At 67.0% G+C, this 12,821-nt stretch carries 13 protein-coding genes; 8 read left to right on the forward strand and 5 right to left on the reverse strand.

Annotation, left to right across the window (positions count from 1 at the left end; genetic code table 11):
* Nucleotides 1-250: 250 nt before the first annotated feature.
* Nucleotides 251-826 carry a metallophosphoesterase gene (locus ALTAJ2_RS15940; RefSeq protein ID WP_007110207.1) on the reverse strand — a complete coding sequence of 192 codons (576 nt, stop codon included), beginning with the start codon at nt 824-826 and terminating at the stop codon, nt 251-253.
* A gap of 154 nt (nt 827-980) precedes the next feature.
* On the opposite strand from ALTAJ2_RS15940, the gene ALTAJ2_RS15945 reads away from it, so the two are divergent.
* Entirely contained in the window at nt 981-1,925 is a 945-nt protein-coding gene (locus ALTAJ2_RS15945; protein WP_007110208.1) for a cation diffusion facilitator family transporter, read from the forward strand.
* Nucleotides 1,926-1,942: 17 nt separating this feature from the next.
* Here the strand turns inward: ALTAJ2_RS15945 and ALTAJ2_RS15950 are convergent, their stop codons facing one another.
* Both ALTAJ2_RS15950 and ALTAJ2_RS15955 read right to left on the reverse strand, forming a co-directional pair.
* Complete coding sequence (locus ALTAJ2_RS15950; protein ID WP_049900777.1) at nt 1,943-2,353, reverse strand: hypothetical protein; 411 nt, start codon at nt 2,351-2,353, stop codon at nt 1,943-1,945.
* Nucleotides 2,354-2,441: 88 nt separating this feature from the next.
* On the reverse strand, nt 2,442-3,065 hold the full coding sequence (locus ALTAJ2_RS15955; RefSeq protein ID WP_007110210.1) for a class I SAM-dependent methyltransferase: 624 nt from the start codon (nt 3,063-3,065) through the stop codon (nt 2,442-2,444).
* 129 nt (nt 3,066-3,194) lie between these two features.
* Here ALTAJ2_RS15955 and ALTAJ2_RS15960 point away from each other — a divergent pair, with 129 nt between their 5' ends.
* Nucleotides 3,195-5,366: an ATP-dependent DNA helicase gene (locus ALTAJ2_RS15960; protein ID WP_007110211.1), complete on the forward strand. Its 2,172-nt coding sequence runs from the start codon at nt 3,195-3,197 to the stop codon at nt 5,364-5,366.
* Between the two features lie 14 nt (nt 5,367-5,380).
* Here the strand turns inward: ALTAJ2_RS15960 and ALTAJ2_RS15965 are convergent, their stop codons facing one another.
* Both ALTAJ2_RS15965 and ALTAJ2_RS15970 read right to left on the reverse strand, forming a co-directional pair.
* A complete protein-coding gene (locus ALTAJ2_RS15965) occupies nt 5,381-5,881 on the reverse strand; it encodes a 2'-5' RNA ligase family protein (RefSeq protein WP_007110212.1) in 501 nt (166 codons plus the stop codon).
* A gap of 72 nt (nt 5,882-5,953) precedes the next feature.
* A complete protein-coding gene (locus ALTAJ2_RS15970; RefSeq protein ID WP_006184830.1) occupies nt 5,954-6,148 on the reverse strand; it encodes a DUF7554 family protein in 195 nt (64 codons plus the stop codon).
* Nucleotides 6,149-6,234: 86 nt separating this feature from the next.
* Between ALTAJ2_RS15970 and ALTAJ2_RS15975 the strand changes: the two genes are divergently transcribed.
* The 6 genes from ALTAJ2_RS15975 to argC all read left to right on the forward strand — a co-directional run bounded on the left by ALTAJ2_RS15975 (nt 6,235) and on the right by argC (nt 12,821).
* Nucleotides 6,235-7,359, forward strand: a complete 1,125-nt coding sequence (locus ALTAJ2_RS15975) for a helix-turn-helix transcriptional regulator (RefSeq protein WP_007110213.1) — start codon at nt 6,235-6,237, stop codon at nt 7,357-7,359.
* A gap of 332 nt (nt 7,360-7,691) precedes the next feature.
* Nucleotides 7,692-8,930, forward strand: coding sequence for an argininosuccinate synthase (locus ALTAJ2_RS15980; RefSeq protein ID WP_007110214.1), 1,239 nt, complete (start codon nt 7,692-7,694; stop codon nt 8,928-8,930).
* Nucleotides 8,931-8,932: 2 nt separating this feature from the next.
* Complete coding sequence (argH, locus tag ALTAJ2_RS15985; protein ID WP_007110215.1) at nt 8,933-10,471, forward strand: argininosuccinate lyase; 1,539 nt, start codon at nt 8,933-8,935, stop codon at nt 10,469-10,471.
* Between the two features lie 228 nt (nt 10,472-10,699).
* Nucleotides 10,700-10,864: a lysine biosynthesis protein LysW gene (lysW, locus tag ALTAJ2_RS15990; protein WP_007110216.1), complete on the forward strand. Its 165-nt coding sequence runs from the start codon at nt 10,700-10,702 to the stop codon at nt 10,862-10,864.
* Nucleotides 10,865-10,866: 2 nt separating this feature from the next.
* Nucleotides 10,867-11,742 carry a lysine biosynthesis protein LysX gene (gene lysX / locus ALTAJ2_RS15995; protein WP_007110217.1) on the forward strand — a complete coding sequence of 292 codons (876 nt, stop codon included), beginning with the start codon at nt 10,867-10,869 and terminating at the stop codon, nt 11,740-11,742.
* On the forward strand, nt 11,742-12,821 hold the full coding sequence (gene argC / locus ALTAJ2_RS16000; RefSeq protein WP_007110218.1) for an N-acetyl-gamma-glutamyl-phosphate reductase: 1,080 nt from the start codon (nt 11,742-11,744) through the stop codon (nt 12,819-12,821). Before lysX ends, argC begins: the two co-directional genes overlap by 1 nt.

Below are 12,821 nucleotides of genomic sequence, written 5' to 3' on the forward strand. Positions count from 1 at the left end.
TGCCTCGATCGTCGGTCCTCACCCTCCCGAATCCGTTCCGAGGGCCGCCCTCGAGATCGAGGCCAGCTCCCACCCCCTTCGATCATCCCGGTGCCGATCACGGCGGCCCGCCCGCGACTTCGGTCCCGTCTGACGGCCGGCACGACGGCGGGTCGCCTCCCCCTGCTAGCGGTCCCCGTCGATCCACCGCACCGGTCCCGCACCCGAGCCCCCGCTGACGCTGTGGCGACCCACGGCAGACCGCTCTCTGTCACCGGTCTTCGCGCTTCCCGTGTGACTCATTCCCGTCACCGTCCTCCGCAAGTGTCCCCGTCTCCCCCGAAATCCGGACCGTTTCGATGACCGTTCCGTTCGGGTCGCGGATCTCGCCGGCGAGACCGCCGTCCGATCGCTCCTCGAGCACGGCGAACCCCGGCCGATTCCCGCGCGGGTCGGCGTGGCTGCCGGGATTGAGCAACTGGACGGTGTCGCTCTCGACGACCGTCGGTCGGTGGCTGTGGCCGAAGACGACGACGTCGGCCCCTCGCGAGCGTCCGAACATCGCGAGTCCCGTCTCGCCGCCGTCCCGTCGGTGCGTGACGGCGACCCGGACGCCACCGGCCTCGACGACGCGTGCCGCCGGGAGCCGGTCGCGTACCGTCGCACTGTCGGCGTTTCCGTGGACCGCGTACAGCCGATCACACTCCGTCTGAAACGCCTCGAGCGCCGTCTCGGTCGTGAAGTCGCCGGCGTGAATGACGGTGTCGGCCTCCCGGGCCGCGGTCAGTGCGTCGCCCTCGAGTTCGTGGCCGCGGCTGCTGTGCGTGTCGGAGAAAATCGCGATCATGATCGGCCTTCGCCCGTCACTGACAGGTCCCTTTCGGATGCGGTCGGCGATACGTCCGGGAGCGCGGTTTGGAGGCGTCGATCGGCTTCGGTCGGCGGCCGACTCGATCTAGAGCGGCTTATACTTTTAGGCCGCCCCTTCGTAGTCGCCGTCGATGGCCAGTAGTACCTCCGTCGTGCTCGCCGCACTGTTCGCGAACGGCGCGATCGCGGTCCTGAAGTTCGGCGGGTTTCTGTTGACCGGGAGTCCAGCGATGTTGTCGGAGACCTACCACTCGATCTCGGATACGGGGAACCAGATCTTCCTGCTGATCGGGATCAAGTACGGCGCACAAGAGGCGACCCGCGAGCATCCGTTCGGTCACGGGAAGGCCCAGTTCTTCTACAGCCTCCTCGTGAGCGTCATGCTCTTCGGGATCGCCGGCTGGGAGAGCGCCCGTCACGGGTACGACGCCCTGACCCACGGCGGCGTCCACCGGGCGAGCGAGGACGTGACGCTGCTGGGACAGACGTTCGACCCGGTCTTCGTCAACTACGCCGTGTTGCTCGGGGCGATCGCCTTCGAGTCCTACGCGCTCTGGAAGGCCTACCAGGGGATCAGCCGTCAGATGGACGAGTACGGTTGGACGACTCTCCGCGAGGCGTTCCGCAAGACCAGCGACGTGACGACCCTGACCGCGCTCACCGAGGACACCATCGCGCTCGCCGGCGCGGGGATCGCCCTCCTCGGCGTGTATCTCACGCGGACGACCGGGAACCCGATGTACGACGCCGCCTCTGCGCTCCTCATCGGACTCATGCTCATGGGATTCGCGATCGCGCTCGCCTGGCAGAACAAGCGGCTCATCCTCGGCGAGAGCCTGCCGAAGGACGCCGAGGACGAACTCCGAGCGATCGTCGCCGACTGGGACGGCGTCACCGAACTCGTCGACTTCCGAACCGTCTACTTCGGTGCCGAGGAGTTGCTCGTCACCGCCGACGTGGCGTTCGAGCCCGATCTCGACGCCGAGACGATCAACGAGCGCATCACCCGGATCGAACTCGCACTGATGGAGCACGACGACCAGATCCAGAAGGTCTACATCGAACCCGAGACGTAGCCCCGACTCCGGCCCCGCTACTCCGCGCGTTCCTCCTCCGTGTCGTCGTAGCCCGCCACGACCGTCGAGCCCGGCGGCCGATCGTTCAACACCGCCGTCACCGTCGTCTCCTCGAGATCGACCGTCGATTTGAGGGGCTCCCATCCCTCGTCCGTCTCGATGGCGACCGCGACATCCGTCGGACTCGCACCCGGTGGCAGTCGGGAGGGGTCGTAGACGAGCCTAATCTCGATCGCTTCGACGGCCTTCAGTCCGCCGACGCTCTGGATTTCGACGGGATCACCGAGGGCGTCGACAGGTGCCTCGTCACCGTTCTTCACGAGCCCGAACCCGTCGGGGACGACGCCCGCGACGACGGCGATATGGGCACCCGCCTGCTCGAGTGTGAATTCCACGACGTTGCTCGAATCGTATCCGGGGATGGTCATATTCGAGGCGTTGGCCCGGACACGTTTGTCGCTGTACCGTGCGATAGCCGGCCGGTGATCGCCGACGGCACCGTGAAACTGGGCCGTGCTATCGCTCGGAACCATCCCCCGACCGACTCCCGTCAGCCGCCTCGCCCGACTCGGCACCAGCGAGGACCGAGACCCAGTTCTCTTCCGTCTCGACGAGCAGTGGCTCGAACCTGACGTCTTCGACGATCGAGCGGATCGCGTCCGCGCGATAGTACTCGAAATGTCTGTCGCGTGACTCGCCGGCTGTCGTCGGGGCGCGTTTGATCAAAAGGAAGGCAATGCCGTCGGGACGAAGCACCCGACGGAACTCGCGCAGAGTTGCGATCGCATCCGACCGGGGGACGTGCAGAAACGACGCGGAACTCCAGAGGCCGTCGAACGCGGCATCGTCGAACGGCAGGTCACGCATGTCCCCCCGGACGAGTGATGCGGTCGGCTCGCGTTCGCAGGCTGCTTGCAGGAATGCGGAGGTCAGATCGAGTCCGACCGTGTCGTAGCCGGCGGACTCGAACGTCGAGAGATCCGAGCCGGGCCCGCAGCCGACATCCAGTAGCCGGTCGCCGGCGAGTGCGTCGAAAAAGGGCTCGCCGTACTGGGCTGCGACCGACTCGGCACAGTACTTCCGAACGTAGGCGTCAGCGTCGGACTCGTATTCCTCGAGCGTGCGGGAGACCTCGTCCATGCTGGCTCGTCGAACGGATTCTAACGGTACCAGAATATATGTTCGGGTGACGAGTCCGACGGCCCGTCGCGGGTTCGCAGGTGGAATCGAGACGAATCCTTTTATCGCAGCGCGAACCTATCGTCTCGTGTGTCCGAGACTGCCGGGTACATGCGCTTTTTCCCGTACGACCAGCCGTACGAGAACCAGCGCGAGGCGATGGACCGCATCTATAACTCCCTCCACCGGGGCCAGGACGTCCTCTTCGAGGGGGCCTGCGGGACCGGCAAGACCCTCTCGTCGCTGGTCCCCGCCCTCGAGATCGCTCGCGAGCAGGACAAGACGGTCGTCATCACGACCAACGTCCACCAGCAGATGCGCCAGTTCGTCGCCGAGGCCCGCGCGATCACCCGCGAAGAGTCCATCCGCGCGGTCGTGTTCAAGGGAAAAGCGTCGATGTGTCACATCGACGTCGGCTACGAGGAGTGTCAGGCGCTGCGGGACAACACCCGCGCGGTCGTCGACGCCGAACGCGACCGCGAGCAACTCGAGCGCCGGCAACGCGAACTGCTCGCGGAGAGTCAGGACGGCGACGGCTCGGCGGCCGACGCTCGCTCGGCGGTGATGGACGAACTCGAGGCCATCGAGGACCGACTCGAGGACTTAGAAGAGCAGACCGTCTGTGACTACTACCGGAACAACCTGACGCAGAACACGGACGACTTCTTCGGGTGGCTCTTCGAGGATGTCCGCACGCCGGAGGAGATTTACGACTACGCCGAACGACAGCAGTTCTGCGGCTACGAGCTCCTGAAGGAAGGGCTCGAGGGCGTCGATCTGGTCGTCTGTAACTACCATCACCTGCTCGATGCGACCATCCGCGAGCAGTTCTTCCGCTGGCTGGGCCGCGATCCGGACGATATCATCGCCGTCTTCGACGAGGCCCACAACGTCGAGGACGCCGCCCGCGAGCACGCGACTCGAACCTGCTCCGAGCGGACGTTCGACGCCGCGTTGGACGAGGTCGCCGACGCGGACGATCCGCGCGCCGAGGACGCCGCGAACGTCCTCTCGGCGTTCCACCGCGCGCTCGTCGAGACCTACGAGGAGTCCGTCGGGTTCGGCGACCGTGAGGGGATCGACAACACGTGGTCCGACGTCTCGATCGCCAACGAGGACCGCAAGGACGACCTCACGCTCGCGTTCCTCCAACGGTACTCCGGTCGGGGGATCGAGGACGATCTCGAGGCCGCGATGAAACTCGGCCGGAAGCTAGACGAGCAGTACGAGGAGGCGTATCGGGAGGGCGAGACGGCCACGCGGACGGAGTGTCAGACCCTCCAGGCTGCCGGCTTCATCAGCGCGTGGATGGCCGAGGGCTCGGCGGAGGGGCTCTATCCGGTCGTCGCCGTCACCCGCGACGCCGGCACCGACGAGGTGTACGGCCGCGCGGAGCTGTACTCCTGTCTCCCGCGGCAGGTGACCGGCACGTTGTTCGACGAGATCTCCGCGACCGTCCTGATGAGCGCGACCATCCAGCCGTTCGAGGTCACGGAGAACGTGCTCGGTCTCGAGGACGCGGTGACGATGGGCTACGGGCTGGGGTTCCCCGCGGAGAACCGCCGCACGTACGCCGTCGAGACGCCGCCGTTGTTCTCCTCGGATCGCGACGATCCTGCCGTCCAGGAGACGGTCACGGAGACGATCCACGACGCCGTCCGGATGACGCCGGGCAACACGCTCGCCTTTTTCCCCAACTACGGCGAGGCGAGCCGGTATGCCGACCGGCTCGTGAGCCGCAGCGATCGGACGCTCTACCTGGACGAGCCGGGCCAGTCCGTCGAGGAACTCCGGCAGCAGTTCGTCGCGGACGACGGCGCGGTGCTCTGTACCTCGCTGTGGGGGACGCTCGCCGAGGGCGTGAGCTTCGACGGCGACGACGCGAACACGGTCCTGGTCGTCGGCGTTCCCTACCCGCACCTGGACGACCGCGCCGAGGCGGTTCAGGACGCCTACGACGTGGCCTTCGACGGCACCGACACGGGCTGGCGCTACGCCGTCGAGATCCCGACGATCCGCAAGACCAGGCAGGCCCTGGGCCGGGTCATCCGCTCGCCCGAGGAGGTCGGCGTCCGCGCGCTGCTCGACCGACGCTACTCGAGGCGGGCAAAGCCGGATCTGGGCAAGTACAGCGTCAACGGCATCTTCCCCCACGAGGAGCGCGAGGAACTGATCGATATCGACCCGGAGAAACTCAAGTTCTCGATGCTCAACTTCTACGGCGGCCACGACGCCTACGACGGCGACCCGCCGACACCGTGACCCCAACTGCGGGATCAGGACGGCAACGAAACGCGGCTCACCGGCAGCTTGTTCGTCCCGTCCCAGAACTCGAGTTCGCTGACCGTCCATCGAACCGGGTCGATCTCGCGGTCGGCCAGCCGGCGTGCGGTCGCGAGGTCGCCGCCGCGGGCCAGCGTCACGTGCGGCACGTAGTCGCCGCCTTCGAGTCCGTCGACGGGGTCGAAGGCCTCGGTGAGCGTGGCGTGAACGTCCTCGAGTCCGGGACTGTCGACGGCTAAATAGACCACTGGAGCCGAACCGAGCGGTGGGTCTTCGAAGTAGTCGATGCCCGTGATCGCGGCCTCGACGGCAGGGGTGTCCTCGAGCGCGCGGTGGGCACGGTGTTGGAGCTGTGCGACGTGGTCGGCCTCGCCGAGCCGCTTGAGCAGACAGGAGTGGTCCTCGCGGACGGTCTCGAACCCGATCAGGTCGGGATGGAGCCGGTTCGCGAGCTGTCGGACGCGACCGGGGACCGGAACGTTGACGCTGTACACTTCGGTCGCCGTTGGGCCGAGGCGGCTATCAGTCTGCTGGTCTCGCGGGAGCGGCGGCGATTCGGTGCCGGGTTAGAGCCGGTCGAGCAGCCAGAGGCCGATCAGCACGGCGATCGCGAACTGGACGACGAGGGCGAACGGACCGAGCAGGCTCGTGAGACCGTTGATCACCGCGCCGATGATCTCGAGCACGAGCAAGACGGCGACCAGCCCGAGGACGAGTTTCAGCAGGGTCTCGATCTCGAGTTCGCCGCGGGTGTCGAACATACGGCCACGCTTGAGAGACTAGCTGAAAAACACGTCGGTACGGTGGTCGGAAAGACCTATTTAGACGGCTCCGGCATATCATAGTAATGGAGGCGAGGGGGCTGCGGGCCCTACTGTGTGTGCTCGTGGTGGTTGCGTCTTCGATCGCGTTCGTCTCGGCGGCGGCCGGTGTCGCGGCGGATGTCGGGACACGGCGAGCGGCGCTGCAGGAAGCGCCCGGGGGCGACGTGAACGGCACGCCGACGCTTGGAGAGGCGGACCAGACGTATATCGACGTGTTCATCGCCGAGAACGGTTCGGCGCGGGTGACGGTCGACTACCAGTTCTACCTCGCCGACGAGAATCGGTCGGCCGAGTGGGAGTCGTTGGCGGCGAACGTCTCGAGCGAGACCGACTGGTACGTCGCCGAGGAACGCCGGAGTTGGAACGAGACGCTTTCCGAAGGGGAAAACGCGACCGACCGGGAGATGTCGCTCTCGAACGTCTCCATCACCACGGAGACGACGTCCAGACCGGAGGAGATCGGCCACGCGAAGGTCTCTTTCGAGTGGGCTCACTTCGCGCACGTCCAGGTCAATCGGATCGAGGCGGGTGCTGCGCTCTCCGGCTTTACGCTCACCGACGGGACGACGTTGCAGTTCCGCTGGCCCGAGGAGTACGCCGTCTACGAGAACGAGGGTGCGCCACAGGTGAAGCCGTCGCCCGACGAGTCGGGCGCCGGGTCGGTCGGCTGGGAGGGCGAACGGAACTTCCCCGACGGCGAACCCCGGGTCGTGCTGATACGGGACAGCGATGCGGGCACGGCCGAGCCACAGTCCGCGGCGGACCCGTCGATGCCGTGGACGATCGTCACGCTCGCGCTCGCGTTGCTCGCAACCGTCGGCGCGGCCGGCTGGTTGCTCGGTCGCAGGCGGTCGGACGAGGAGGCGACCGTCGCCGAGGACGAGGCCGTCCATCGACCCGACGGCGCGGCCGATTCCGAGCGGACCGTCCCCGACGGTCCCCCGCCGGAGTTACTGAGCAACGAGGAACGCGTCCTGCGACTGCTCGAGGCACGCGGCGGTCGGGTCAAACAACAGCAGGTCGTCTCGGAACTGGACTGGACCGAGGCCAAGACGAGTCAGGTCGTCGGCGACCTACGCGAGAGCGACGAGATCGAGGTGTTCCGAATCGGACGGGAGAACGTGCTGACGTTGCCCGACGACGACTAACGCTGTCCGCGCGTGTCGGCTCCGATCCCGACCCGGACCAGCGAGCGCGCGAGGTAGCAGGATTTAATACTGTGGGTCCGTACCACTCTACCAATGAGCCGTCTCGCCGGTACCGCGTTCGCCGTTCTCGGTACCGACGGGTCCGTCGCTCGGCGGCGGCCGCGGCGATTCCGACCGGGCCTTTGAGCCCGTACTATACTACTCCCCCTGTTCCGGTCTGTTTCGCATTTCCCGAAACTGCAGTATTTTGGGTTAGCAGCATCTATACCTTTAATTTACGGAATTGAAACCAATGAATTTAAGTCCGTCCTGTGGGTTTACTCGAGTACGATATGACCCGCGTGGCACTTGCGTTTTCGGGCGGTCTGGACACGACGGTCTGTGTCCCGCTGCTCGAGGAAGAATACGGATACGACGACGTGATCGGCGTTACCGTCGACGTCGGCCAACCGGCCGAAGAGTTCGACGAAGCCGAGGAAACCGCCGAGGCGCTCGGCCTCGACCACTACGTCGTCGACGCGCGAGCGGAATTCGCGCAACTCTGTCTCGAGAGCGTTCGCGCGAACGCGACCTATCAGGGCTACCCGCTGGGAACGGCGCTCGCCCGTCCCGTGATCGCGGACGCGATCCTGGAGGTCGCAGAGGAGCAGGACTGTACCGGCATCGCCCACGGCTGTACGGGCAAGGGCAACGACCAACTTCGCTTCGAGGCCGTCTGGCGTAGCTCCGACCTCGAAGTCATCGCCCCCGTGCGCGAACTCGGCCTCACCCGCGAGTGGGAGAAGGAGTACGCCGCCGAGAAGGACCTCCCCGTCGAGGGCGGCAGCGGCGGCGACTGGTCGATCGACACCAACATCTGGAGCCGCTCGGTCGAGGGCGACGATCTCGAGGATCCGAACTACGTCCCCTCGACGGAGATCTACGCCTGGACCGAGGACCCCGCCGACGAGACCGAGGAGATCGAGATCTCCTTCGAAAACGGCTACCCCGTCGCCGTCGACGGCAAGGAGTACGAGCCGGTCGCACTCATCGAACACCTCAACGAACTCGCCGGCAGCTACGGCGTCGGCCGCACCGACATGATGGAAGACCGCATGCTCGGACTGAAGGTCCGCGAGAACTACGAGCATCCCGGCGCGACGACGCTGCTCAACGCCCACGAGGCCCTCGAGGGGCTCGTCCTCACCCAGGAGGAGCGCCAGTTCAAGCAGCAGATCGACCAGCAGTGGTCCCAGAAGGGCTACGAGGGGCTGATCGATGCACCGCTCGTGAGCGCGCTCGAGAGCTTCATCGACGAGACCCAGCAGCGTGTGACCGGCACGGTCACGATCCGCTTCGAGGGTGGCCAGGCACGTCCGGTCGCTCGCGACAGCACGTTCGCGGCCTACTCGGCCGAACACGCCTCCTTCGACACCGAGACCGTCGGGGAGATCAAACAGGAAGACGCTACCGGCGTCGCGAAGTACCACGGCTTCCAGCGCCGCCTCGCGAACGAGGCGATCGCGGCCAACGCCGACGACGAGGCAGTCGAGCTCGCGACCGACGGGAGCGGGACGGGAGACGACCAGTAATCATGACCGAGGAGAGCGCTCACGACGGCGATAAGGCCACGGCCGATGGCGGCGGGCAGTCCGACGAACCCCGATATTCGTCGGCGTATCGCTCTGACGGTGGCGACGAGGGTGTCGTCCGCCGGGACCGCTTCAGCGGCGGCCCCGCCCGGAGCTTCCTCTCCTCGCTCGCAGCGGACGAACGGATCTTCGAGGCCGACCTCGAGGTCGACCGCGCACACACGGTCATGCTCGCCGAACAGGGCATCATCGGAGACGACGTCGCCGGGCAGATCCTGACCGCCCTCGACGCGATCGAGGTCGACGGCCACGGCTCCTTGCCCGACGGCGAGGACGTCCACGAGGCCATCGAGACCGCAGTCATCCAGCGCAGCGGCGCGGACGGCGGGAAGATGCACACCGCACGGTCGCGCAACGACGAGGTCGCGGCCTGCATCCGCTATCGCCTGCGCGAGGACGTTCTCGAGGCGATCGAGACGACGCTCGCGCTGCGCGAGTCGCTCGTCGACGTCGCCGAAGCCCACACCGAGACGATCATGCCCGGCTACACCCACCTCCAGCCCGCCCAGCCGACCACCGTGGCCCACTGGGCGCTGGCCTACGAGGGTGCGGTTCGCCGCGATACCGAACGGTTGCTCGAGGCCTACAGCCGGATCAACCAGTCGCCGCTGGGCGGCGCGGCGTTCGCGGGCACGACCTTCGACATCGACCGCGAGCGCGTCGCCGATCTGCTGGGCTTCGACGGACTGGTGGTCAACTCGATGGACGCCGCCTCGAGTCGGGATTTCCTGCTCGAGACGACCCAGGCGCTGTCGACCCACGCGACGACGCTGTCGGGGCTGGCGGAGGACGTGATCATCTTCGCGAACCGCGGCTTCGTCGATCCGGCCGACGACTACTCCTCGACGTCGTCGATCATGCCCCAGAAGAAGAACCCGGACACGCTGGAACTGGTCCGCGCGGTCGCGGGCGACGCCGCCGGCGGCGTCCAGGGGCTGACGACGACCCTGAAGGGGCTGCCACGCGCGTACAACCGCGACCTCCAGCGGGCGACGACCCACGCCTGGGAAACCGTCGACGCGGTCACCGAGGCCAGCGAGGTCGCGGCGGGCGCGGTGGCGACGGCCGACTGGAACGAGGCGGCCCTCGCCGCGGCGGCCGGTGACGGCTTCTCCACGGCGACCGGCGTCGCGGACCTACTGGCGGCCAACGGGATCCCGTTCCGGACGGCGCACGAACTCGTGGCGCTCGCGGCCGACGACGGTGCCGACTACGACGCCCTCGAGGCCGCAGCCCAGGAGGTACTCGGCGAATCGCTCGCGGCCCACGTCGAACCTGCGGCCGTCGAAACGGCGCTCGAGCCGGCCGAAAGCGTCGCGAGCCGCGACTCACAGGGCGGTCCCGCACCCGACGCGGTCGCTCCCCAGATCGAGTCGGCTCGCGAGTCGCTCGCGGCCGCCGAAGAGTCGCGTGCGGCCGCGATCGACGGGCTCGAGACGGCACGCGAGGCGCTCCGGTCGGAGGTGAACGGCTATGTTTGAGGTCGGCTGTCGCCCGTCCGGAACGGGTCGACGGGCGAAGCCACATGCCGCCGATCGGCCGGGTCGGCGGCGATCCCCGCGAGGGGACAAATTACCGAACACATGATATTCAGAAGTAAATTCGCAGTCTGTTGGGTTTGAGGCTCCGTTAGAGTGGCGTGCAGTTAGTATAATTTTTCTGGTAGCTCCGAAGGATTTAAGGTATCTCGGTTCACACATGGGAGTACAATGACCGAATGCGTCGAGTGTGGGGCCGAAGTGTCCCTGCACGACGATCTGGAAGTGGGAGAGATCATCGACTGTACGACCTGTGGAGCCGAGCTGGAAGTCGTCGACACGGAGCCGCCAGTCCTCGAGCGAGCCCCCGAGCTCGAAGAGGACTGGGGTGAGTGACCTTGCAAGTAGGACTCCTCTACTCACGGATCCGCAAGGACGAGAAGCTCCTCCTCACCGAGCTTCGCGAGCGTGACCACGAGGTCACGAAGATCGACGTTCGCAAACAGACCTTCGACATCTCGGCGGCTCCCGCGGCGTTCGACGGCCTCGACATCGTCGTCGATCGCTGTCTCGCCACGAGCCGGAGCCTGTACGCCACGCAGTTCTTCGAGGCCTACGGCATCCCCGTGGTCAACAGCCACGAGACCGCAGCCATCTGCGCGGACAAGGTACAAAACAGCCTCGCCCTCGAGAAGGCGGGCGTGCCCACCCCCGCGACGAAGGTCGCGTTCACCAAAGAGACCGCGATGGACGCCATCGAGGAGTTCGGGTATCCGTGCGTGCTCAAACCCGTCGTGGGGTCGTGGGGCCGCCTGATGGCCAAGATCGACTCCGAGTCGGCCGCGGAGGCCATCCTCGAGCACAAGGCGACGCTGGGCCACTACGAGCACAAGGTGTTCTACGTCCAGGAGTTCGTCGAGAAGCCCGGGCGTGACATCCGCGTGCTCGCGACCGACGGCGAGCCCATCGCCGCGATGGTCCGCTCGTCGGACCACTGGATCACCAACGCCGCGAAGGGTGCGGAGACGGACGTCTTCGACCTCGACGACGAGGCCGTGGCGCTCGTCCGGAAGGCCAGCGACGCCGTCGGCGGCGGCCTGCTGGGCATCGACCTGATGGAAATCGGCGATTCGTATACGGTCCACGAAGTCAATCACACGGTCGAGTTCAAGGCCCTCGACGACGCCGTCGAGACGGACGTCGCGGCCACCGTCGTCGACTGGCTCGAGGGGAAAGCCGACGCGGCCGCCGACGAACTCGAGGTGACCGCCTGATGGCGGTCGGCACCGAAACCGGGGCGGACGCAAATGCCGAGACGATAACCGCGAGCGTCGTCGGCGGCTCCGGCTTCACGGGCGGCGAACTGCTCCGCCTGCTCGCGGGCCACCCGAACGTCGAGATCAGCGAGGTCACGAGTCGGTCGAAGGCCGGCAAGAGCGTCGGCTCCGTCCACCCGCCGCTGCGCGGGTCGGACCTTCGCTTTACCGAACCGGACGACCTCGAGTCCGTCGACGTCCTCTTCGCGGCGACGCCACACGGCGTCTCCATGGGGCGGATCGACGAGTTCTTCGAGGTGGCGGACACGGTCGTGGACCTCTCGGCGGACTTCCGCCTCGAGACCGAGGCGCAGTACGACGAGTGGTACGACGGCCACGAGGCCCCCGAATACCTCGAAACGGCCGAGTACGCGCTGCCGGAGATCAACCGCGAGAACCTCGCGGGTGCGGACCTGATCGCCGGCGGCGGCTGTAACGCCACCGCGACGATCCTCGGGCTCTACCCGCTGTTCGAGCACGGGATCTTAGAGGGCAGCGCCGAGCGGGTCGTCGTCGACGTGAAAGTCGGCTCCTCCGAGGGCGGCGCGGGCGGCGGCGAGGCCTCGAGCCACCCCGAGCGCTCGGGGGTCGTGCGTCCGTACGCGCCGACGGGTCACCGCCACGAGGCCGAAATCGAACAGTTCCTCGGTACGTCGGTCGCCTTTACCTGCCACGCCGTGGACATGATTCGCGGTGCCAGCGCGACGAGCCACGTCTTCCCCGCGAGCCCGGTCTCGAAGGGCGACCTCTGGCAGGCCTATCGTGGCTGCTACGAGGACGAGCCGTTCGTCCGCATGGCCGCCGGCGGCTCCGGCGTCTACCGCTACCCCGAACCGAAGGCGGTCGCCGGGACGAATCTGGGCGAGGTCGGCTTCGAACTCGACCCGTCGAACGAGCGCATCGTCGTCTTCTCGGCGATCGACAACATGATGAAAGGCTCCGCGGGGCAGGCGGTCCACGCCGCCAACGTCGCGCTGGGGCTCGAGGAGACGGCTGGACTCGAGTTTACGGGGCTTCACCCCGTGGGGGCACCCTGA

Source organism: Natrinema altunense (genome assembly GCF_000731985.1).
Lineage (GTDB): Archaea > Halobacteriota > Halobacteria > Halobacteriales > Natrialbaceae > Natrinema > Natrinema altunense.

Excerpts from the sequence above, each read along its gene's own strand:
- ALTAJ2_RS15940 (WP_007110207.1), bottom strand. The coding sequence starts at position 826 with ATGATCGCGATTTTCTCCGACACGCACAGCAGCCGCGGCCACGAACTC.
- ALTAJ2_RS15945 (WP_007110208.1), top strand. The coding sequence starts at position 981 with ATGGCCAGTAGTACCTCCGTCGTGCTCGCCGCACTGTTCGCGAACGGC.
- ALTAJ2_RS15970 (WP_006184830.1), bottom strand. The coding sequence starts at position 6,148 with ATGTTCGACACCCGCGGCGAACTCGAGATCGAGACCCTGCTGAAACTC.
- lysW (WP_007110216.1), top strand. The coding sequence starts at position 10,700 with ATGACCGAATGCGTCGAGTGTGGGGCCGAAGTGTCCCTGCACGACGAT.
- ALTAJ2_RS15950 (WP_049900777.1), bottom strand. The coding sequence starts at position 2,353 with ATGACCATCCCCGGATACGATTCGAGCAACGTCGTGGAATTCACACTC.
- argH (WP_007110215.1), top strand. The coding sequence starts at position 8,933 with ATGACCGAGGAGAGCGCTCACGACGGCGATAAGGCCACGGCCGATGGC.
- ALTAJ2_RS15980 (WP_007110214.1), top strand. The coding sequence starts at position 7,692 with ATGACCCGCGTGGCACTTGCGTTTTCGGGCGGTCTGGACACGACGGTC.
- argC (WP_007110218.1), top strand. The coding sequence starts at position 11,742 with ATGGCGGTCGGCACCGAAACCGGGGCGGACGCAAATGCCGAGACGATA.
- ALTAJ2_RS15975 (WP_007110213.1), top strand. The coding sequence starts at position 6,235 with ATGGAGGCGAGGGGGCTGCGGGCCCTACTGTGTGTGCTCGTGGTGGTT.
- ALTAJ2_RS15955 (WP_007110210.1), bottom strand. The coding sequence starts at position 3,065 with ATGGACGAGGTCTCCCGCACGCTCGAGGAATACGAGTCCGACGCTGAC.